Here is an 18,953-nt window from a genome sequence, read left to right as displayed (position 1 = left end):
ACGGCAGCTCAACCATAGTTCGCTCGTCCGCTCAGCCAGTGACCTGCCAGGGACAAGTCGTCGCTTTGTACTTCCTCCACGCCCCCGTTCTGCTGCGCCAGTACTGACTCGCCAGTCAGTACGCGGTTGCCAAAAGCAGACATGCACTATCGTGCTCTTCACATGTTCTATACAAAATGTGACAAAGCTGGCATAGTATCTCCACCGAATAGCACGCGCGTTCTTTTTGTTTCGTCAGCGTAAAAACCACGTACGGACCAGTTACGCAGGATTACGTTGAATAATGAAAAACGGTAACCAGCCGTGACAGCAATCCCGTCTATCGCCAGACATCGGGAATAAAAAATCCGGGCACTGCCCGCAACTCTTGGAGACAGCAATGCAAAAACAATTTTCCTTCCTGCCCAAACTCGCCGCATTGTCCGTGATGGCAGCGTGCGCTGCACCGGCCATGGCGCAGACCGCGGGCAGCAATATCATCAATCTCGGCTGGTTCCATCTGGCACCCCAGGATTCCAGCGAAACCCTGCGCAAGAACGACGGTCCTGGCGCTGGTCCGATCCCCGGTTCCGGCGCAACCGTCAATAGCGCCGATACCCTGGGCATCGCTTTCACTCACTTCCTGACGGACAACGTCTCGCTGACCGCCGACCTGGGCATTCCGCCGACCTTCAAGCTTGACGGTACCGGCACGCTGGCCGGTGTGGGTCAGATCGGACAGGCCAAGCAGTGGAGTCCGGCGATCGTCGCGAAGTATCACTTCGGTGATGCCAACAGCACCTTCCGCCCCTTCGTTGGTGCCGGCGTGACCTATGTCTGGTATGACAACATCGAACTGAGCAACAACTTCCAGCGCACCATCTCCAGCAAGTACACCAATGGTGCCGTCACCAGCGCCAAGTCCAGTGCCGCCCTGAGCTCGTCGTGGGCCCCGGTGCTGACCGTGGGTGCCAACTACAACTTCGACAAGAACTGGTCCGTGGGCTTGTCCGTGTCCTACATCCCGCTCAAGACCAATGCCGACATCACCACCGAGCTGCCCGCTGCAGCAGGTGGCACGACGCACTCGAGCACCAGCCTGACGATCAACCCGATCGTCAGCTTCCTGTCGGTGGGCTACAAGTTCTAAGACCTGAACACTGCTGCAAAAAAATGGCACCCGGAGCAATCCGGGTGCCATTTTCTTTTGGGCAGCTGCCTCAAAGCACAGCAGACGCGCTGTTCAGAAAGCCTCAGTCTTCGTGAACCGGCCGTTGTGGAAGACCAGCGCGGCCTGCGGGTCGACTTCGCAATGTTCCACCTCGCCCACGAAGATGACGTGGTCGCCTTCCGGATACTGGCTGCGGTTGTGGCATTCGAACCAGGCCGAGGCCCCATCCAGAATCGGCTGGCCGGTGCGCGAGAGCGTGTAGGCCACGCCTTCGAAGCGGTTTTCCATCTTGCTGGCGAATTGCTGCGCCAGATGCGCCTGCTCGGCGCTGAGGATGTTGATCACGTAATGCGAATTGCCGGAGAACACCGGCAGGCTGTTGGCGCGTGTACCGAGGCTCCACAGCACGAGTGGAGGATCCAGCGAAACCGAATTGAAGGAGCTGGCGGTCAGTCCCAGGAGACTGCCATCGGCCAGCCGCGTGGTGATGACGGTGACGCCCGTGGCGAACTGCGACAGGGCCTGGCGGAAATGCGCCGCGTCGAACTGACGCGCTTCGGCGCGGGGAAAGCGTGTGTGCATCGGGAGTCTGCTTGGAGGTCGAAGCGCTGCGGCCTGCACCTTGCGGCCAGCCGGTCAATGCGCGGAGATGCACATGATAACGGATCGCGCGCAGTCTTGCCGTGCGGGCTGGGCTTGGATGGCTTGAGAATGCTTCACATCGGCCTCACTTGAGGTGCTGAATTGGAGTAAAGTTTTATAACAAGCAACTTAACGGGAGAACATCATGGCCACGGAAATTGCAGTACTCGGCGGCGGCTGCTTCTGGTGCCTGGAAGCGGTGTACCAGCAGGTCAAGGGCGTGCAGTCGGTGGAGTCCGGCTATACCGGCGGCAGTGTGGTCAATCCCAGCTACGAGCAGGTGTGCGGCGGCCAGACCGGGCATGCGGAAGTAGTCAAGCTGGCCTTCGATCCGCAGCAGATCAGCTTCCGCGAGATTCTGGAAATTTTCTTCACCATCCATGACCCGACCACGCTGAACCGCCAGGGCAATGACGTCGGTACGCAGTATCGTTCAGTCATCTACTATCAGGACGAGACCCAGCATGAGACGGCCAAGCACATCATCGCCGAGATGGCCCTGGTGTGGGATGCGCCCATCGTGACCGAACTGTCGCCGCCGCAGACCTACTATCGCGCCGAGGACTATCACCAGAACTACTTCGTGCAGCATCCCTTCCAGGGTTACTGCGCTTTCGTGGTGGCGCCCAAGGTGGCCAAGCTGCGTGAGGTGTTTGCCGAGAAGAGCAAGCCGGAATAAATTCTCGCCGGCGTTACGACGTCCCAAGTACTACGTACAACGGGCCTGCCTCCGGGAAGAGGGCAGGCCCGTTGCTTGATGGGGCTGGCGAATGCTTATTGTTGTGCGTAGATGTACCTGCGCGACCACGGCAGCTGCTGTGCGCTGCGGCCGGCCTTGGTGCAGATGACCTGATACAGCGAGATCCAGTCGCGTTCGAAACCGTAGGCGCTGCCGGCCAGGTAAACGCGCCAGATACGGTAGCGCTTCTCGTCGGTCACGCGGTGGATGGCGTCGGCGTTGGCTTCGAAATTGTCGGCCCACAGGCTGCAGGTGCGGGCATAGTGGCGTCGCAGGTTTTCGACGTCGAAGGCTTCCAGGCCGCCTTCCTGCATGGTCCGCAGCACCGTGCTGATGTGCGGCAGTTCGCCGGCGGGGAACACGTACTTGTCGATGAATTCACCGGCCCCATAGGGCGACTCGCCATTCTCGATGTCGGTGCTGGTGATGCCGTGGTTCATGGCCATGCCGCCATCGGCCAGCAGCTTCCTGATCTGGGCAAAATACGTCGGCAAATTCTTGATGCCCACATGCTCGAACATGCCCACCGAGGTGATGCGGTCAAAGGTGCCGGTGACGTCACGGTAGTCCTGCAGGCGAATCTCGATGCGGTCGCCGAGCCCGGCCGCTTCCACCCGCTCGCGCGCCAGGGCGTACTGGTTCCTGGAAAGCGTCACGCCCACGCAGCGCGCACCGAATTTCTGCGCCGCCCGCAAGACCAGCGCACCCCAGCCGCAGCCGATGTCGAGCAATGTGTGGCCGGGCTTGAGCTGGATCTTCTCCAGGATGTGGTCGATCTTCTTGAGCTGGGCCGTGGCGAGATCCTCGTCGCCGTTCTCGAAGTAGGCGCAGGAATACACCATGTTCTCGTCCAGGAACAGCTTGTAGAAATCGTTGGAAACGTCGTAGTGATACTGGATGGCTTCGGCGTCCCGCTTTTTGGTGTGCGTCACGCTGCGCACCATGCGGCCCAGCCGGCCCTCGGCCTTGAGGGTGTTGGAAGCCAGACCGTTGGCGACCTGGATGATGCTCTTGACCTTGCCCTCGACCTCGATCTTGCCTTCGACGTAGGCCTCGCCCAGGTTGGCCAGCGACGGCTTGAGCAGTGAAGTGATGGCTGAAGCGTGCGGAACCTTGAGCGTGACTTCAGGCGTACCGCTGCTGAAGTCGTAATGCTGTCCGTTCCACAGCTCCAGCCGCAGTGGCAGGGCCGACACATTGCGAATGTTTTCTACCCAGGCGTCTAGCTTCTTTTCCCAAAACACGATGTCCTCCGCGTCAGTGATGAATGCTGATCGGCCCTGCCAGGCATCGTGCGATGTCCTCAGGGCTGCAGGCGCTGCCGTTGCCACTGGCCATCATCGGAGCGCGTGTAGAGCACGCGGTCGTGCATGCGGGAGGGGCGGCCTTGCCAGAATTCGATGCGATCGGGAATCACCCGGTAGCCGCCCCAATGTTCCGGGCGGGTCGGGTGGTCCCCGAATTGCTGCTTGGTTGCTTCGTATTGCTGTTCCAGCGTCTCGCGGCTGGCCACGGTCCGGCTCTGCTGCGAGGCGATCGCGCCGAGCTGGCTGGCCAGGGGGCGACTGTAGAAGTACGCGTCGCTCTCTTCCTTGGTCACGCGCTCGATCTTTCCTTCGATGCGGACCTGGCGTTCAAGTTCGACCCAGTGGAACAGCAGCGCCACGTACGGATTCTCCGCCACATCGACGCCCTTGCGGCTGTCGTAATTGGTAAACCAGGTAAAGCCCAGCTGATCGAACTGCTTGATCAGCACGATGCGCGACGACGGCCGTCCATCAGCCCCCACGGTGGCCACGCTCATGGCGTTGGGCTCGGGGATCTGCGCCTTGGTCGCTTCGTCGAACCAGACTGCAAACTGGTCAACGGGATCGGCGGCAGTGTCGAGTTCGGACAAACTGGCGCGGCTGTAGTCTTTACGTAGGTCAGCTAACGACATGCTTCTTGCTCCTTGGGGAGTGGCGCTAGATTAGCGCGTTTCAAAATGTTTTGCAGAGCAGCAAAACGGCGAATGCGAGCCATTGTGCGGCCTGGCGGCCGCTTGCTCCATGATCGCAAGCAAGGCGCGCCAATAAAAAAGCCGATGCATTATCGCATCGGCTTTCGTGGTTTGCCGGGGCCGGAGCAGGTCCGGCCGCTTCAGGCAAGCGCGAGCAGGATCAGTTGGTCTTGACGGCTTCGACCTGGATGGCCAGCTTGGTCTCCATCGAGAAACCATACTTGGCACCGTAGTCGATACCGAAGTCGGCGCGGTTGAAGGAGGCCGACGCATCGCCACCGCACACTTCACGCTTGAGCATCGGGTGCTGGATGCAGGTGAACTTGTTCAGGGTCAGGGTGACCGGCTTGGTCACGCCGTGCAGGGTCAGTTCGCCTTCGACGGTGGCCGGCTTGTCGCCGTTGAACTTGATGTTGCCCTTGTATTGGGCGGTCGGGTACTTGGCGACGTCGAACATGTCGGCGCTCTTGGCGTGATCGTTCATCTTGGCCATGCCGAAGTCGATGGAGGCGGTATCGATGGTGATGTCGACGGTGCCGGTCTTGGCAGCGCGATCCAGGGTCACGGTGCCGCTGGTCTTGTCGAACTTGCCGCGCCAGATGGACACGCCCATGTGGTCCGCTTCGAAGCTGGGGTAGGTGTGGCTGGGGTCGATGCTGTAGGTGTCGGCAGCGTTGGCGGAGACGGCGGCACCGGCGGCGACCAGGGCGAGCAGGAGGTGATTCAGTTTCATTTGTTTGGATTCCTTGAGTGAAAAAAACCGCAGGGGAGCCCGCCCCTTGCAGGGCGGTGCGTCATGGCGCGGAACGACTTTTATTGATGTTGTTGAGGCTGCTGATGCTGCTGCTACGAATTACTGGGCCACGATGTGGAACTTGATCGTCACTTCATCGGCCACCATGCCGGTATCCTTCCACTCGCCTTCACCGACGTTGTAGGTCAGGCGCTTGATGGGCAGGGCACCGTCGAAGACCTGGGCGGCTCCGTCCTTCTTGACGGTCAGCGGGAAGCTGACATCGGTGCTCTTGCCCTTGATGGTCAGCTTGCCGGCCACGTCATACTTGCCGGCGCCAGCGGCCTTGATGCTGCTGGCCACGAAACTGGCCTTGGGGTATTGGGCGGCGTTGAACCATTCCTTCTTTTGCACTTCCTTGTTGTACTCGGCTTCACCCAGGTCGAAGCTGGCGACGTCGATCTCCACCGACGCCTTGCCTTGTTCCGGCTTGGCGGCGTCGAAGTCGATGGCGGCGTTGAATTTCTTGAACTTGGCATCGACCGGGACGTTGAGCTGCTTGAAGGTGGCAGTGACGCTGCTCTTGGCGGCATCCACCTTCAGCGGGGCTGCGTGGGCGGAGAGGGTGAAGGCAGCAGCGGCCAAGGCCAGCAGAGTGGGTTTGAGGAAGCGGGTGGAGCGAGTGGAGGTCATGTCGGGTTCCGTAAAAAAACGAGCAATATGAATGATCTTGCGTAGCGTGCGGCGTGCAGGGGATCAGGGCAGCATGCGTTTGAAGAGTTTGTCACGATCGATGAACTGGTGCTTGAGCGCGGCCAGCACGTGCAGGGCAAAGGCGGCCAGCAGGGTCATGTTGAGCCAGTAGTGGGTGGCCTTGAGCAGCGGCTTCCACTCCGGATTCGGGGCAATCAGCACCGGCAGCGGCACCACGCCCAGGTAGACCACCGGTACGCCGGCGGCCAGGCTGTAGAAATAACCGGAGACGGGAATGGCGAACATCAGCACGTACAGGCCAAGGTGCAGCCCGTGTGCCGCCGACTGTTGCCAGCCCGGCATGTTGGCCGGATAGGCCGGTGCCTTGTGCGTGAGACGCCACAGCAGACGCACGCAGACCAGCGCCAGTACGGTCACGCCCAGCCACTTGTGCCAGGAAAAATACTTCAGCTTGGTCGGGGTCAGGCCGGGAATGTCGACCATGGTCAGCCCCAGGCCGAAGGCGGAGATGATCAACAGGGCAATCAGCCAGTGCAACAGCACGGCGGGTTTGGTATAGCGTTCCATAGGATGTGGCGAGCGGTGGTGGCGTTTGGAGCGGCTGGCTCTGCAATGGTTCTGCAGGGCGGGCAGGCCGGGCTGGCGTCGCGAAATCCGCGAAGATTCCGGGCGGCAAGCGATCATGCCACTCTTTTTGACTCTGCTGAGTATAAAGAGCTTTCGCTGCTCGCATTACTCGCCGAAATGGCACTTCAGCCATCCGTTTTTGCGAGTAATCCTAACAATGATTCAGGATTGTGGCCGCACAAATGAAAAATGGCGCACATTGCTGTGCGCCATTCGTGCATTTTGCTAATCGTTGATATGAACTATCAGATCTGCTTGGCCAGTTCCACGGCGGTACCGATGTAGTTGGCCGGGGTCATGGCCAGGAGGTGGTCCTTGGCTTCTTGCGGGATGGCCAGGCCATTGATGAAGTCGCGCAGCGCGTCTTTGGAAATGCCCTTGCCGCGGGTCAGTTCCTTCAGCTGCTCATACGGATTTTCGATGCCATAGCGGCGCATGACGGTCTGCACCGGCTCGGCCAGCACTTCCCAGGTGGCGTCGAGGTCGTCGGCCAGGCGTTGCGGATTCACTTCCAGCTTGTTCAGGCCGCGCAGGCAGCTGTCGTAGGCCAGCAGGGTGTAGCCGAAGCCCACGCCGATGTTGCGCAGCACGGTGGAGTCGGTCAGGTCACGCTGCCAGCGCGAGACCGGCAGCTTCTCGGCCAGGTGCTTCAGCACGGCGTTGGCCATGCCCAGGTTGCCTTCGGAGTTTTCAAAATCGATCGGGTTGACCTTGTGCGGCATGGTCGAGGAACCGATTTCGCCAGCCTTGGTGCGCTGCTTGAAGTAGCCCAGGGAGATGTAGCCCCAGATATCGCGGTTCAGGTCCAGCAGGATGGTGTTGGTGCGGGCCACGGCATCGAACAGTTCGGCCATGTAGTCGTGCGGCTCGATCTGGATGGTGTAGGGGTTGAAGGTCAGGCCCAGGCGCTTTTCCACGACTTCCTTGGAGAAAGCGGCCCAGTCGGTCTGCGGGTAGGCCGACAGGTGGGCGTTGTAGTTGCCGACGGCACCGTTCATCTTGCCCAGGATCTCGACGCTGGCGATGCGCTTGGCGGCACGTTGCAGGCGCGCCACGACGTTGGCCACTTCCTTGCCCAGGGTGGTGGGGCTGGCCGGCTGGCCGTGGGTGCGCGAGAGCATCGGCACTGCCGCGTGTTCGTGGGCCAGGGCGGTCAGCTTGGCGATCACGGCTTGCAGCGAGGGCAGCAGCACGGTGTCGCGCGCGGCCTTCAACATCATGCCGTGCGAGGTGTTGTTGATGTCTTCGGAGGTGCAGGCGAAGTGAATGAATTCGGAGGCGGCCACCAGTTCGGGCACATCCTTCACTTGTTCCTTGAGCCAGTATTCCACGGCCTTGACGTCGTGGTTGGTGACGGCTTCGATTTCCTTGATGCGGGCGGCGTCGGCTTCGGTGAAGTCGGCAGCCAGCTTGTCCAGCAGCGCGCGGGCCTCAGGCGAGAACGGCTTGATCTCGGCGAAACCAGCTTCGGACAGCGCCTGCAGCCAGGCAATCTCGACCTTCACGCGATGGTGCATGAAGCCCGCTTCAGACAGCAGCGGACGCAGTTGATCGGTCTTGGAGGCGTAGCGGCCGTCCAGCGGGGACAGGGCCGAGAGAGCGGAGAGGGACATGATGGAAACGATGGAAACGGAAGAGATGCGTTGACTGAAGATTGGCGAGTTTTGGCAGGCTTTTATGCCAAAACCCGAATCGCCTGAGCCCGGCATTTTACCATCGGCACGCCGGCCGGCCCAATTTTCCCGTCCGGCCCAGTCCTGATGGACCGTTGCATTCCGTTCCTGGCGCGATTCTTCATAAATTTGTCAGGAAATGCGAATGTTATAATCGAATGAGATTATTACTCCTCACGCTATGCTAAAACTCATCGGCTCCAATGCCAGTCCGTTCGTGCGCAAGGTGCGCGTCGTGATGGCCGAAAAAAAGATCGATTACGAATTCATCCTGGAAGATGTCTGGAGTGCATCGACCACCATCCAGGAAAGCAATCCGCTGGGCAAGGTGCCCTGCCTGCTGATGGATGATGGCGGTGCCATGTTCGATTCGCGGGTGATCGTCGAATATCTCGACACCCTGACGCCGGTCGGCAAGCTGCTGCCGCCCAATGGCCGCGAGCGCGCCGAGATCAAGTGCTGGGAAGCGCTGGCCGATGGCGCCCTGGATGCCGCCGTGCTGGTACGCCTGGAAAAGACCCTGCGTCCGACCAAGCAGCAGAGCCCGGAATGGATCAAGCGCCAGTGGAGCAAGGTGGAAGCTTCGTTGAAGGCGATGGCCGATGGCCTGGGAGAAAAGCCCTTCTGCGTGGGCAACCATTACACCCTGGCGGACGTGGCCGTGGGCTGTGCGCTGGGGTGGCTGGCGTTCCGCTTCCCCGACCTGGCCTGGCGTGAGGATTATCCGCAACTGGCGCGGCTGTTCGACAAGGTGTCGGAACGGACCAGCTTCAAGGAAACCGTACCGCATCTGTGAGGTGCAGGGCCATGGGCCCTTGGCCAAGTTTGGCGATGACGTAAAAAAGCGCGCTCCGAGGAGCGCGCTTTTTGTTTGCCCTGGGCTGCTTGCGATTACTCGCTGGCCGGGGACATCTGGCTTTGCAGGTAATTCTGGATGCCGACCTTGTCGATCAGGTCCAGTTGGGTTTCCAGCCAGTCGATGTGTTCTTCGGTGTCGTCCAGGATCATCTGGAACAGTTCGCGCGAGACGTAATCGCCATGCTGTTCGCAGGTGGCGATGCCTTCCTTGACGGTCTTGTGGGCCGCCTGCTCCAGCTTCAGGTCACACTGCAGCATTTCCTGGGTGTTCTCGCCGATCATCAGCTTGTGCAGCGCCTGCAGGTTGGGCAAGCCGTCCAGCATCAGGATGCGGTCGATCAGCTTGTCAGCGTGCTTCATTTCGCCGATGGATTCGGCGTATTCCTTGGCACCGATCTTGTCCAGGCCCCAGTGCTTGTACATGCGGGCATGCAGGAAGTACTGGTTGATGGCCGTGAGCTCATTGGTCAGTTGAGCATTGAGCAACTTGATGACTGCGGGATCGCCTTTCATGGGGATTACCTTTAAAAATTGATGTAAGAGGAAAACCGCGTTAATTATGGGTGACTGTATAGCTGCCTGACCGCGGACCGACGGATCATAGTCCAGATGCCTGCATTGTTCAGCAAGAATTATCGCTAATCATTCTTACTTTGGTTGGCGTATGAAGGAAAAAGCAAAAAACCTCCGTCGCCAGGCGAGGGAGGTTTTCGGTTGCAGGCCCGTGGGGCAGGGCTTGCCGGGAAGTGCCGGGGTGGCACTTCCCTTGGGTGTAGCGACTGCTGAAGTTTATTTCTTGTCAGGATCCGTCACGAAACCGATCTTGGTCAGCCCACCAGACTGCGCCGCCGACATCACCTGCGCCACCTTTTCATACTGGGTGGTGCGCTCGGCGCGCAGGTGCATTTCCGGTTGCGGCTGCTTCTGGGCGGCCACGGCGATGCGGGCGCTCAGTTCGCTGCTGTCGATCTTTTCTTCATTCCAGAACACGTTGCCGGCCGCATCGATGGACAGGTTGATGCTTTCCGGCTTGACCTGGTCCGGCTGGCTGCTGGCCTTGGGCAGGTCGATCTTGACCGCATGGTTCATCACCGGGATGGTGATGATGAAGATGATCAGCAAGACCAGCATCACGTCCACCAGCGGCGTGGTGTTGATCTCGGGATTGAAATCGTCGTCCGAATCGGACAGGGAACCCATACCCATCATGCCCTCCCGACTGCGGTCAGCTTGGCCTTGCCGCCATTGGGCTGGCCGTCTTCACCGGCGGCGCGGGCGCCGGTGACGAACAGGGCGTGCAGGTCGAAGCCGAACTTGTTGAGCTTGGCGATGGTGGTCTTGTTGCCGCGCACCAGGGCGTTGTAGCCGAAGGTGGCGGGAATGGCCACGGCCAGGCCCAGTGCGGTCATGATCAGGGCTTCGCCGACCGGGCCGGCGACCTTGTCGATGCTGGCCTGGCCGGTGGTGCCGATGGAGACCAGCGCGTGGTAGATGCCCCAGACGGTGCCGAACAGGCCCACGAACGGTGCGGTCGAGCCGACCGAGGCCAATACTGCCATGCCGGTCTGCAGCTTGCCGGAGGCTTCATCGATGGCTTGGCGCAGCGACAGGGTGACCCAGTCGCTCACCGACAGTTGATCGTGCAGGTGGCCCTTGTGGGCGGTGTGGTGGCTCATGGCAGTGACACCGGCCTTGGCGACTTCGGCGAAGGGATTGTCATGGCCCAGGGTGGCCACGCCTTCGGGCAGGCTGGTGGTATCCCAGAACTGGTGACCGGCGGCGGCCGAGGCCTTGCGGAAACGCAGCAGCTGGAAGGCCTTGGTGAAGATCACGTACCAGGACGCGATCGACATGGCCAGCAACAGGACGGCGACGCCCTTGGTAACGAAATCGCCTTGGGCCCAGAGGCTTTCCAATCCGTACGGACTAACTTCCATGATGTTTCCTTCTATTTTTGGCTATCAGATGAGGGGAATGATGAAACGAAATGACTGCCTGGCCGGGCAAGACCCGGCCAGGCGAGATGCTTTGCTCAGTTCAGGCGGAAGGCCAGGCTGCCGACCGTGCTGACGGTGATGGCCTTGCCGTTCTCGATGTAAGGCTTGAAGACGGCGCGCATCACGGCGCTGCGGGCGGCATCGTCCAGGCGCGAGTAGCCGGAAGACTTGGTGATCTCGACCTTTTCGGCACGGCCGCTGGTGTTGACTGTCACGCGGAATTCCACCACGCCTTCTTCACCCATGCGGCGCGAGACGCTGGGATACGTCGGGTTCGGCTTCTCGATATATTCGATGCCGGAAGTGATCTGCTTGGGCAGGACCGGGCCAGGCGGTGCGGCCGGGGCCGGCGTCGGTTCGGCAGCCACCTGTGGAGCCGGTGCGGCCGGTTGCGGCGGCTGGGGCGGCGCAGTGATGGCAGTTGGTGCCGGCGTTTCGGTGACGGGAACCGGCTTGGGCGGTGCCACCACCTTCTTGACGATCTTCACCTGCTTGGGCGGGGCCGGCTCGGCCTTGGGCGGCGCGGGCTCAGGGGCCTTCTCGGGGACGATGAAGGTGGCGATGACTTCCTTGGGAACGGCGCTGGCAACCTGGTGGACCAGGCCGCTTTGCAGCGCCCAGAAGAAGGCAATGTGCAACAGGATGATCAGGCCCAGCGGGCCGATCTTGCGTGCCTGGCGCATCAGGGCGCTGGGTGGGCTGACACTCATGAGAGACGGTGAAATGGCGTTCATTGATCTGGTTCAGGCAGCGGCCAGTGACGGATGGAATACTACCGGACGCACACCTTGCTGTGTTTGACGGGAACTGCTGAGGCATTCGCGCAGGACGTTCTTGGCGCAGGAATGGCACTTGCCGCAGCAGGTGCCCACGCCAAGCTGCTTGCGCAGCTCGGCCATGGACGACACGCCTGCATCGACCGCCTGATGGATCTTGCCTTCAGAGATGTTGTTACAAACACATACGATCATTTTACGCCTTGCTGCCTGCTTCATCAGGCTCTTGACTTGACGATGGCTAAGTTCTCGCTCCTGCAACCATGCGCGAGAAGAAGTTGAATTTTTCCTGCGGTGGCATCGTGCGTTCCACTACATGTGCCCATTGTTCCGACAGCTGCTGGCAGGTGGCCCGCAGCACCGGTGCCAGGTTGGGCAGGTCCGCCAGGGCCTTGAGGTGTCTTTCGATCACCGAGGCCAGCTTCACGCAGCTCTGCGTTTCCTGGCTGTTGTTGGCGGTGTAGTGCGACATCAGATGCAGCACGGCGGACACCAGAAGTTCAGGCTGGGCCGGTGCGTTGCTCGGTTCCACGAACGTGGACGTCATGTTCTCGTTGACCATCAAACTCTCCTCGCTGGGCTAGCTTGGCTGGCGGTGCGTCATGACGAACGACGCTGGCTGGCCTGTTTATGGATCCACCTTGTCCTGATACTGCCGGCTTACGCCGTCAGGATCAGCTTGTTCAGCTGGGTCAGACGCAATTTATAGATGCGACCGCCGTGATCAATCTCAAGCTCGCGCATCTGACGGAACAGGTCCGTACTCTTGATGCGGGTGATCGGCGTTCCGTTGGCGGTCGTGCCCGGCTTGTTGCGACGGTCCATGCTGTTGTCGTTCAGTTGGCTCATTACAATCACCTCCTATTAAATGCGAACAATTCTTATTTAGATTATTTGCGATTTGCGGCGGGATTGCAAGCCCTTTTATCGGTGTGATTGATAATTTTTATCATTTAGGGTCGTGCAGGAAACACTTCCAGCCTATCAAGGCTGTCAAGCTTGTCCAAAAGAAAATGCCCCGGCGCGAAGATCGCGCGCGGGGCATCCGATAGTTGCCTCTATGAAAGCTTAATCCGGCAGGGCTCCGCTTTCGATGATGCCGCCCCCCAGGCAGACGTCGCCGTCATAGAGCACTGCCGACTGGCCCGGCGTGACCGCCCATTGCGGGGTGTCGAAGGCCAGCGAGAAGCTGCTGCCGGCATCGGCAAAACCACAGGGAACATCCGCCTGGCGATAGCGCGTCTTGGCCGACAAGGCCGGCAGTTGCGGCGCATGGCCTGCGACCCAACTGATCTGGCCGGCCGAGAGGGTCGGCGAGAGCAGCCAGGGGTGGTCATGCCCCTGGACGATGTAGAGGGTGTTGTTTTCCACGTCCTTGCGGGCCACGTACCAGGCATCGCCATGGCCATCGGCATTCTGGTGCGCCTTCAGGCCACCGATGCCGATCCCCTTGCGCTGGCCCAGCGTATAGAAGGACAGGCCCACGTGCTGGCCCACGGTCTGGCCGTCGGCGGTCTTGATGGGGCCGGGCTTGTAGGAAAGGTAACGGTTCAGGAATTCACGGAAAGGGCGCTCGCCGATGAAGCAGATGCCGGTTGAATCCTTCTTCTTCGCGTTTGGCAGTTGCAGCTGCTCGGCGATCTTGCGCACTTCGGTCTTGTGGATCTCGCCCAGGGGGAACACCGTGCGCGAGAGCTGCTCCTGGTTCAGGCGATGCAGGAAATAGCTCTGGTCCTTGCTGGCGTCGAGCGCCTTGAGCAACTGGAAGTCGCCCTGCGGCCCCTGGCGCACGCGCGCGTAGTGACCGGTCGCGATCAGATCGGCACCCAGCTTCATGGCGTGGTCGAGGAAGGCCTTGAACTTGATCTCGGCATTGCACAGCACGTCAGGATTGGGCGTGCGCCCGGCCTGGTATTCACGCAGGAATTCGGCGAAGACGCGATCCTTGTATTCGGAAGCAAAATTCACTGCCTCGATATCCACCCCGACCACATCGGCCACGCTGACCGCGTCGATCCAGTCTTCCCGGGTGGAACAGTATTCAGAATCGTCGTCGTCTTCCCAATTCTTCATGAACAGGCCGATGACCTCATAGCCTTGCTCCTTCAGCAGCCATGCCGAAACCGACGAATCCACGCCGCCCGACATGCCGATGACTACTCTTTTCTTGCTCATGTTGTTTCCGTTCAATGCGGCCATCCATAAAGAGGTCCGCCAAGTGATGCGCCCGCCTCAGCCGGGCAGGGCGCCGATGGCGCTGGGATCCGTATGCACCAGTTCCAGCGGTGCGCGCTGGCCGGCCAGGTAATCGTCCACGCAACGCAACACCAACGGGCTGCGATGCCGTTCGGCGCAGGCGGCCAGTTCGTCGCGTGTCATCCAGACGGCGCGCACGATGCCCTCGTCCAGCGGCCGGTCCAGGGCTTCGCCGACCGTTCCCGCAAAGGCAAAGCGCAGGTAGGTGACCGACCGGCCGCCGCGCGAGGACGACACGTTGCGTGAAAGATAAGTCCCCACCAGCGCCGTCGGTGTGAAGACATGCGCCGATTCTTCCAGCGCTTCGCGCACGGCTGCCTCGATCAGGGACTCGCCCGGTTCCAGGTGGCCGGCCGGCTGGTTGATGCGCAGTCCGCCGGCGCTGTGCTCTTCCACCATCAGGAAGCGGCCGTCGCGCTCGATGATGGCGGCCACGGTGACAGAGGGTTTCCAGACTTCAGACATTGATGACCTCGTGAATCCGCCATTTTACCCTGTCAGGGCCGACTCTTCAGCGCCCGGGCCGCCACGGCGCGGGATCGCCGGGCTTTCTTGCCTGCCCGCCAATTTCTCGCCGCACAAGGCGAGTCGTGTAAGATTGGGCCAAGAATCCACAAAAAAAGGAGTCAGGAATGAGGATAGCGATCCCCGCCGAAAGCCGGGACGGAGAAACCCGTGTCGCCGCCACCCCCGAAACCGTCAAGAAACTGGTGGCGGCCCGGCACGAAGTGATGGTGGAGTCCGGCGCCGGGGTCAAATCCAGCATTCCTGACGAGGCCTATGTGGCCGTCGGCGCCAGCATCGGCAGCGCCGAAGCGGTCTATACCGCCGAGATCCTGCTCAAGGTGCGCGCCCCCAATGAGGGCGAACGCGCTCGTCTCAAGCCGGGTACCGTGGTCGTCGGCATGTTGAATCCCTTCGATGCCGACAACATCGCCGCCATGGCCGCCGCCGGCCTCACCGCCTTCGGCCTCGAAGCCGCGCCCCGCACCACTCGTGCGCAATCGCTGGACGTGCTGTCCTCGCAGGCCAACATTGCCGGCTACAAGGCCGTGCTGATGGCGGCCAACACCTATCAACGCTTCATGCCCATGCTGATGACCGCCGCCGGTACCGTCAAGGCCGCGCGCATGCTCATCATGGGGGCCGGCGTGGCCGGCCTGCAGGCCATCGCTACGGCCAAGCGGCTGGGGGCGGTGATTGAAGCCTCCGACGTGCGTCCGGCGGTCAAGGAGCAGATCGAATCGCTGGGGGCCAAATTCCTGGACGTGCCCTTCCTGACCGAGGTAGAAAAGGAAATCGCCCAGGGCGTGGGCGGCTATGCCCGCCCCATGCCGCCGGACTGGATGAAGCGCCAGGCCGAGCTGGTCCACGAACGCGCCAAACAGGCCGACATCATCATCACCACCGCCCTGATCCCCGGCCGCAAGGCCCCGGTGCTGATCAGCGAGGAGACCGTCAAGGCCATGAAGCCCGGTTCGGTGATCCTGGACATGGCGGTCGACCAGGGCGGCAACTGTCCCTTGTCGGAACCCGGCAAGACCGTCATCAAGCACGGCGTGCACATCATCGGCGAAGGCAACCTGGCGGCCCTGGTGGCGGCCGATGCCTCGGCCCTGTACGCGCGCAACGTGCTCGACTTCCTGAAACTGATCATCGATGCCGAAGGCAAGCTGGTCATCAACAAGGAAGACGATATCGTCGCGGCCACGCTGCTCTGCCAGGGTGGCGAGATCCTGCGCAAATGAATCTGCCGGCCCGGGTCGGCAGAAAACCCGGGCGTTTTCAGTCCCCTCACGCCCATCACTTTTGAAACAAGAAGGAAGAAGTACATGCAACGCATCATGCTGCGCGCGAAGATCCATCGCGCCTCGGTCACCCAGTGCGACCTGAACTATGAAGGTTCCTGCGGGATCGACGAAGACCTGCTGGAAGCCGCTGACATCCGCGAGTTCGAGAAGATCGAACTCTACAACGTCAACAACGGTGAACGTTTCTCCACCTATGCCATTCGCGGCAAGCGCGGCAGCGGCGAGATCTCGTTGAACGGCGCGGCGGCCCGCCTGGCGCACCTGGGCGACCTGCTCATCATCTGTACCTACGCCCCGATGAGCGATGAAGAAGTCGCCAGCTACAAGCCCAAGGTGGTCTTCGTGGACGACAAGAACCGCATCACCAGCCTCAAGGCGATCTGACCCTCGACAAGAACCATGCGGCCCGTTTCACCAGCGGGCTGCCTCACAAGGAGGAACACCATGGAAGTCAGCCACACCATCATCAACCTGATCATCTTCGTGTTGGCCATCTACGTTGGCTACCACGTGGTCTGGACGGTGACCCCGGCCTTGCACACACCCCTGATGGCGGTGACCAATGCCATCTCGGCCATCATCATCATCGGCGCCATGCTGGCCGCGGGCCTCACCGAAGGCACGGTCGGGCGCATTGCCGGCACGCTGGCCGTGGCGCTGGCGGCGGTGAACGTGTTCGGCGGCTTCATGGTGACCCAGCGCATGCTGGAAATGTTCAAGAAGAAAGCGCCCAAGGCCAAGTCGGGAGAACGAGCATGAGCATGAACCTGGTGACCCTGCTGTACCTGATCGCATCGATCTGTTTCATCCAGGCCCTGAAGGGTCTCTCGCACCCGGCCACGGCGCGCCGTGGCAACAGTTTCGGCATCGCCGGCATGGTCATCGCCGTGCTGACCACGCTGGCGCTGATCGTCAAGATCAAGGGGGAGGGATCCAATCCTTCCGGTGATATCGGCTACCTGCTGGTGGCTGGCGGCGTGATCGTCGGTGGCGGCATCGGCGCTTATCTGGCGCGCAGCGTCGAGATGACCAAGATGCCCGAACTGGTGGCGGCGATGCATTCGCTCATCGGTCTGGCGGCGGTCTGTATCGCGGTGGCGGCGGTGGCCGAGCCGTGGGCGCTGGGAATTTCGGCGCACGGGCAGCTGATCCCGGTGGGCAACCGGGTCGAACTGTTCATCGGTACCTTCGTGGGGGCCATCACCTTCTCGGGTTCGGTGATCGCTTTCGGCAAGCTCTCGGGCAAGTACAAGTTCCGCCTGTTCCAGGGTGCGCCGGTCAACTTCGCCGGCCAGCATTTCCTGAACCTGCTGCTGGCGGTGGCCATGATCGGTTTCGGCATCATCTTCGTGCTGACGCAAAACTGGCTGCCCTTCATCATCATGGCCGCCATCGCCTTTGCGCTGGGCGTGCTCATCATCATCCCGATTGGCGGGGCGGACATGCCGGTGGTGGTCTCGATGCTCAACAGCTATTCCGGCTGGGCGGCGGCGGGCATCGGTTTTTCGCTGAACAACTCCATGCTCATCATCGCCGGTTCGCTGGTCGGTTCCTCCGGCGCGATCCTGTCCTACATCATGTGCAAGGCGATGAACCGGTCCTTCTTCAACGTGATCCTGGGCGGCTTTGGCGGTGAAGCGGCGGCCGCCGGTGGTGGGGCGCAGCAGCAGCGCGACGTCAAGTCGGGATCGGCCGACGATGCGGCGTTCCTGATGGGAAATGCAGAAACCGTCATCATCGTGCCGGGTTACGGGCTTGCCGTCGCACGCGCGCAGCACGCACTGAAGGAACTGACCGAAAAGCTGACCCACAACGGCGTGACCGTGAAATACGCAATCCACCCGGTGGCAGGCCGCATGCCGGGCCACATGAACGTGCTGTTGGCTGAGGCCGAGGTGCCCTATGACCAGGTGTTCGAGATGGAAGACATCAACAGCGAATTCGCCCAGGCCGATGTGGTGCTGGTGCTGGGGGCCAATGACGTGGTCAACCCGGCGGCCAAGGATCCCAAGTCGCCCATTGCCGGCATGCCGATCCTGGAAGCCTACAAGGCCAAGACCGTGATCGTGAACAAGCGCTCCATGGCAGCGGGTTATGCAGGTCTGGACAATGAACTGTTCTACATGGACAAGACCATGATGGTCTTTGGCGATGCCAAGAAGGTCATCGAGGACATGGTCAAGGCGGTGGACTGATCTTCCCCGGCCTCAATGGAAAAACGGGTTGCGCAGTGATGCGCAACCCGTTTTGTCTTGGATCCGTGAAGTCCGAAGGTGCTGCTTACTTGGTCCCGAAAATGCGATCCCCCGCATCGCCCAACCCTGGCACGATGTAGGCATCCTCATCCAGGTGGGAATCCAGGGAAGCGACGTAAAGCTTCACATCCGGATGCGCATCAGCGAACACCTGCACGCCTTCCGGTGCCGCGACCAGGGCCACGAAGACGATATGCGAAGCCGGCACGCCGCGCTTCTTCAGGGCATCCACCGCATAGACGGCCGAGTTGCCGGTGGCAACCATGGGGTCGCACAGGATCATGATGCGGTCCTGCAGGTCCGGCAGGCGCACCAGGTATTCCACTGGCAGGTGATTCTCGTCGCGATAGACGCCGATATGGCCCACGCGCGCCGAGGGGATCAGTTCCAGCAGGCCATCGCTCATGCCCACGCCCGCACGCAGCACCGGCACCACGGCCAGCTTCTTGCCGGCGATTACCGGCGCTTCATAGGTCACCAGCGGGGTTTCGATGGTCTCGGTGGTCAGCGGCAGGTCGCGCGTGATTTCGTAACCCATCAGCAGCGTGATCTCGCGCAGCAGGTCGCGGAAGGTGCGGGTGGAGGTGCGCTTGTCGCGCATGTGCGACAGCTTGTGCTGGATCAGCGGATGGTCGAGGATGAAGAGGTTCTTGAAGCGCGGGTCTTGTTTCATGGCAAATGCGTATCTGCTGGGTGGAGCGGCGGGTGCCGCAAGTCAGCATT

The 18,953-nt window shown here is 61.1% G+C and carries 25 protein-coding genes; 7 read left to right on the top strand and 18 right to left on the bottom strand.

Annotated elements, in window-relative coordinates; genetic code table 11:
- Nucleotides 1-8: 8 nt before the first annotated feature.
- A complete protein-coding gene (locus tag ACWHXP_RS16880; RefSeq protein WP_276321816.1) occupies nt 9-143 on the bottom strand; it encodes a hypothetical protein in 135 nt (44 codons plus the stop codon).
- Between the two features lie 236 nt (nt 144-379).
- On the opposite strand from ACWHXP_RS16880, the gene ACWHXP_RS16875 reads away from it, so the two are divergent.
- Nucleotides 380-1,129 carry an OmpW/AlkL family protein gene (locus ACWHXP_RS16875; protein ID WP_489624655.1) on the top strand — a complete coding sequence of 250 codons (750 nt, stop codon included), beginning with the start codon at nt 380-382 and terminating at the stop codon, nt 1,127-1,129.
- 93 nt (nt 1,130-1,222) lie between these two features.
- Here ACWHXP_RS16875 and ACWHXP_RS16870 read toward each other — a convergent pair whose 3' ends face one another.
- On the bottom strand, nt 1,223-1,732 hold the full coding sequence (locus ACWHXP_RS16870; protein WP_034339252.1) for a flavin reductase family protein: 510 nt from the start codon (nt 1,730-1,732) through the stop codon (nt 1,223-1,225).
- 205 nt (nt 1,733-1,937) lie between these two features.
- Here ACWHXP_RS16870 and msrA point away from each other — a divergent pair, with 205 nt between their 5' ends.
- Nucleotides 1,938-2,471, top strand: a complete 534-nt coding sequence (msrA, locus tag ACWHXP_RS16865; RefSeq protein WP_034332032.1) for a peptide-methionine (S)-S-oxide reductase MsrA — start codon at nt 1,938-1,940, stop codon at nt 2,469-2,471.
- Nucleotides 2,472-2,566: 95 nt separating this feature from the next.
- Here the strand turns inward: msrA and ACWHXP_RS16860 are convergent, their stop codons facing one another.
- From ACWHXP_RS16860 to purB, 6 genes are all read right to left on the bottom strand, one after another.
- Nucleotides 2,567-3,775: a class I SAM-dependent methyltransferase gene (locus ACWHXP_RS16860; protein ID WP_489624657.1), complete on the bottom strand. Its 1,209-nt coding sequence runs from the start codon at nt 3,773-3,775 to the stop codon at nt 2,567-2,569.
- Nucleotides 3,776-3,834: 59 nt separating this feature from the next.
- Nucleotides 3,835-4,470 (bottom strand): pyridoxamine 5'-phosphate oxidase, encoded by a 636-nt coding sequence (gene pdxH / locus ACWHXP_RS16855; protein WP_034332028.1) that lies wholly within the window; start codon nt 4,468-4,470, stop codon nt 3,835-3,837.
- 220 nt (nt 4,471-4,690) lie between these two features.
- Complete coding sequence (locus ACWHXP_RS16850) at nt 4,691-5,263, bottom strand: YceI family protein (RefSeq protein WP_034332026.1); 573 nt, start codon at nt 5,261-5,263, stop codon at nt 4,691-4,693.
- 120 nt (nt 5,264-5,383) lie between these two features.
- Complete coding sequence (locus ACWHXP_RS16845; RefSeq protein WP_489635488.1) at nt 5,384-5,956, bottom strand: YceI family protein; 573 nt, start codon at nt 5,954-5,956, stop codon at nt 5,384-5,386.
- A 63-nt stretch (nt 5,957-6,019) separates the two neighbouring features.
- On the bottom strand, nt 6,020-6,544 hold the full coding sequence (locus ACWHXP_RS16840) for a cytochrome b (protein WP_259434133.1): 525 nt from the start codon (nt 6,542-6,544) through the stop codon (nt 6,020-6,022).
- A 305-nt stretch (nt 6,545-6,849) separates the two neighbouring features.
- Nucleotides 6,850-8,217 carry an adenylosuccinate lyase gene (purB, locus tag ACWHXP_RS16835; protein WP_034332021.1) on the bottom strand — a complete coding sequence of 456 codons (1,368 nt, stop codon included), beginning with the start codon at nt 8,215-8,217 and terminating at the stop codon, nt 6,850-6,852.
- A gap of 241 nt (nt 8,218-8,458) precedes the next feature.
- Here purB and ACWHXP_RS16830 point away from each other — a divergent pair, with 241 nt between their 5' ends.
- On the top strand, nt 8,459-9,073 hold the full coding sequence (locus tag ACWHXP_RS16830; protein ID WP_134221387.1) for a glutathione S-transferase family protein: 615 nt from the start codon (nt 8,459-8,461) through the stop codon (nt 9,071-9,073).
- 95 nt (nt 9,074-9,168) lie between these two features.
- On the opposite strand, the gene bfr is transcribed toward ACWHXP_RS16830, so the two are convergent.
- The 9 genes from bfr to ACWHXP_RS16785 all read right to left on the bottom strand — a co-directional run bounded on the left by bfr (nt 9,169) and on the right by ACWHXP_RS16785 (nt 14,629).
- Nucleotides 9,169-9,648, bottom strand: coding sequence for a bacterioferritin (bfr, locus tag ACWHXP_RS16825; RefSeq protein ID WP_008325625.1), 480 nt, complete (start codon nt 9,646-9,648; stop codon nt 9,169-9,171).
- A gap of 276 nt (nt 9,649-9,924) precedes the next feature.
- Nucleotides 9,925-10,341 (bottom strand): ExbD/TolR family protein, encoded by a 417-nt coding sequence (locus ACWHXP_RS16820; RefSeq protein ID WP_034332017.1) that lies wholly within the window; start codon nt 10,339-10,341, stop codon nt 9,925-9,927.
- Nucleotides 10,341-11,072: a MotA/TolQ/ExbB proton channel family protein gene (locus ACWHXP_RS16815; protein WP_039786252.1), complete on the bottom strand. Its 732-nt coding sequence runs from the start codon at nt 11,070-11,072 to the stop codon at nt 10,341-10,343. Before ACWHXP_RS16815 ends, ACWHXP_RS16820 begins: the two co-directional genes overlap by 1 nt.
- A gap of 95 nt (nt 11,073-11,167) precedes the next feature.
- Complete coding sequence (locus tag ACWHXP_RS16810; protein ID WP_121043053.1) at nt 11,168-11,866, bottom strand: energy transducer TonB; 699 nt, start codon at nt 11,864-11,866, stop codon at nt 11,168-11,170.
- 9 nt (nt 11,867-11,875) lie between these two features.
- Nucleotides 11,876-12,103: a (2Fe-2S)-binding protein gene (locus tag ACWHXP_RS16805; RefSeq protein ID WP_034332014.1), complete on the bottom strand. Its 228-nt coding sequence runs from the start codon at nt 12,101-12,103 to the stop codon at nt 11,876-11,878.
- A gap of 46 nt (nt 12,104-12,149) precedes the next feature.
- Nucleotides 12,150-12,470, bottom strand: a complete 321-nt coding sequence (locus tag ACWHXP_RS16800; protein WP_088754613.1) for a hypothetical protein — start codon at nt 12,468-12,470, stop codon at nt 12,150-12,152.
- 98 nt (nt 12,471-12,568) lie between these two features.
- Nucleotides 12,569-12,757 (bottom strand): hemin uptake protein HemP, encoded by a 189-nt coding sequence (hemP, locus tag ACWHXP_RS16795; protein WP_008325641.1) that lies wholly within the window; start codon nt 12,755-12,757, stop codon nt 12,569-12,571.
- 219 nt (nt 12,758-12,976) lie between these two features.
- Nucleotides 12,977-14,083, bottom strand: a complete 1,107-nt coding sequence (gene mnmA / locus ACWHXP_RS16790; protein ID WP_489624661.1) for a tRNA 2-thiouridine(34) synthase MnmA — start codon at nt 14,081-14,083, stop codon at nt 12,977-12,979.
- Nucleotides 14,084-14,140: 57 nt separating this feature from the next.
- Nucleotides 14,141-14,629 (bottom strand): NUDIX hydrolase, encoded by a 489-nt coding sequence (locus tag ACWHXP_RS16785; protein WP_489624662.1) that lies wholly within the window; start codon nt 14,627-14,629, stop codon nt 14,141-14,143.
- 167 nt (nt 14,630-14,796) lie between these two features.
- Here ACWHXP_RS16785 and ACWHXP_RS16780 point away from each other — a divergent pair, with 167 nt between their 5' ends.
- The 4 genes from ACWHXP_RS16780 to ACWHXP_RS16765 all read left to right on the top strand — a co-directional run bounded on the left by ACWHXP_RS16780 (nt 14,797) and on the right by ACWHXP_RS16765 (nt 18,170).
- Entirely contained in the window at nt 14,797-15,912 is a 1,116-nt protein-coding gene (locus ACWHXP_RS16780) for a Re/Si-specific NAD(P)(+) transhydrogenase subunit alpha (protein ID WP_489635489.1), read from the top strand.
- 84 nt (nt 15,913-15,996) lie between these two features.
- Nucleotides 15,997-16,359, top strand: a complete 363-nt coding sequence (gene panD, locus ACWHXP_RS16775) for an aspartate 1-decarboxylase (protein ID WP_008325650.1) — start codon at nt 15,997-15,999, stop codon at nt 16,357-16,359.
- Between the two features lie 60 nt (nt 16,360-16,419).
- A complete protein-coding gene (locus ACWHXP_RS16770) occupies nt 16,420-16,734 on the top strand; it encodes an NAD(P) transhydrogenase subunit alpha part 2 (protein WP_489635490.1) in 315 nt (104 codons plus the stop codon).
- Nucleotides 16,731-18,170, top strand: a complete 1,440-nt coding sequence (locus ACWHXP_RS16765) for an NAD(P)(+) transhydrogenase (Re/Si-specific) subunit beta (RefSeq protein WP_489635491.1) — start codon at nt 16,731-16,733, stop codon at nt 18,168-18,170. Before ACWHXP_RS16770 ends, ACWHXP_RS16765 begins: the two co-directional genes overlap by 4 nt.
- Before the next feature lie 85 nt (nt 18,171-18,255).
- Here the strand turns inward: ACWHXP_RS16765 and upp are convergent, their stop codons facing one another.
- Nucleotides 18,256-18,903 (bottom strand): uracil phosphoribosyltransferase, encoded by a 648-nt coding sequence (gene upp, locus ACWHXP_RS16760; RefSeq protein ID WP_006461705.1) that lies wholly within the window; start codon nt 18,901-18,903, stop codon nt 18,256-18,258.
- Between the last annotated feature and the right edge of the window lie 50 nt (nt 18,904-18,953).

Source organism: Herbaspirillum sp. Her2 (genome assembly GCF_057961375.1).
The sequence above is the reverse complement of the archived record's forward strand: the minus strand, read 5'-3'. Positions and strand labels throughout refer to the sequence as shown.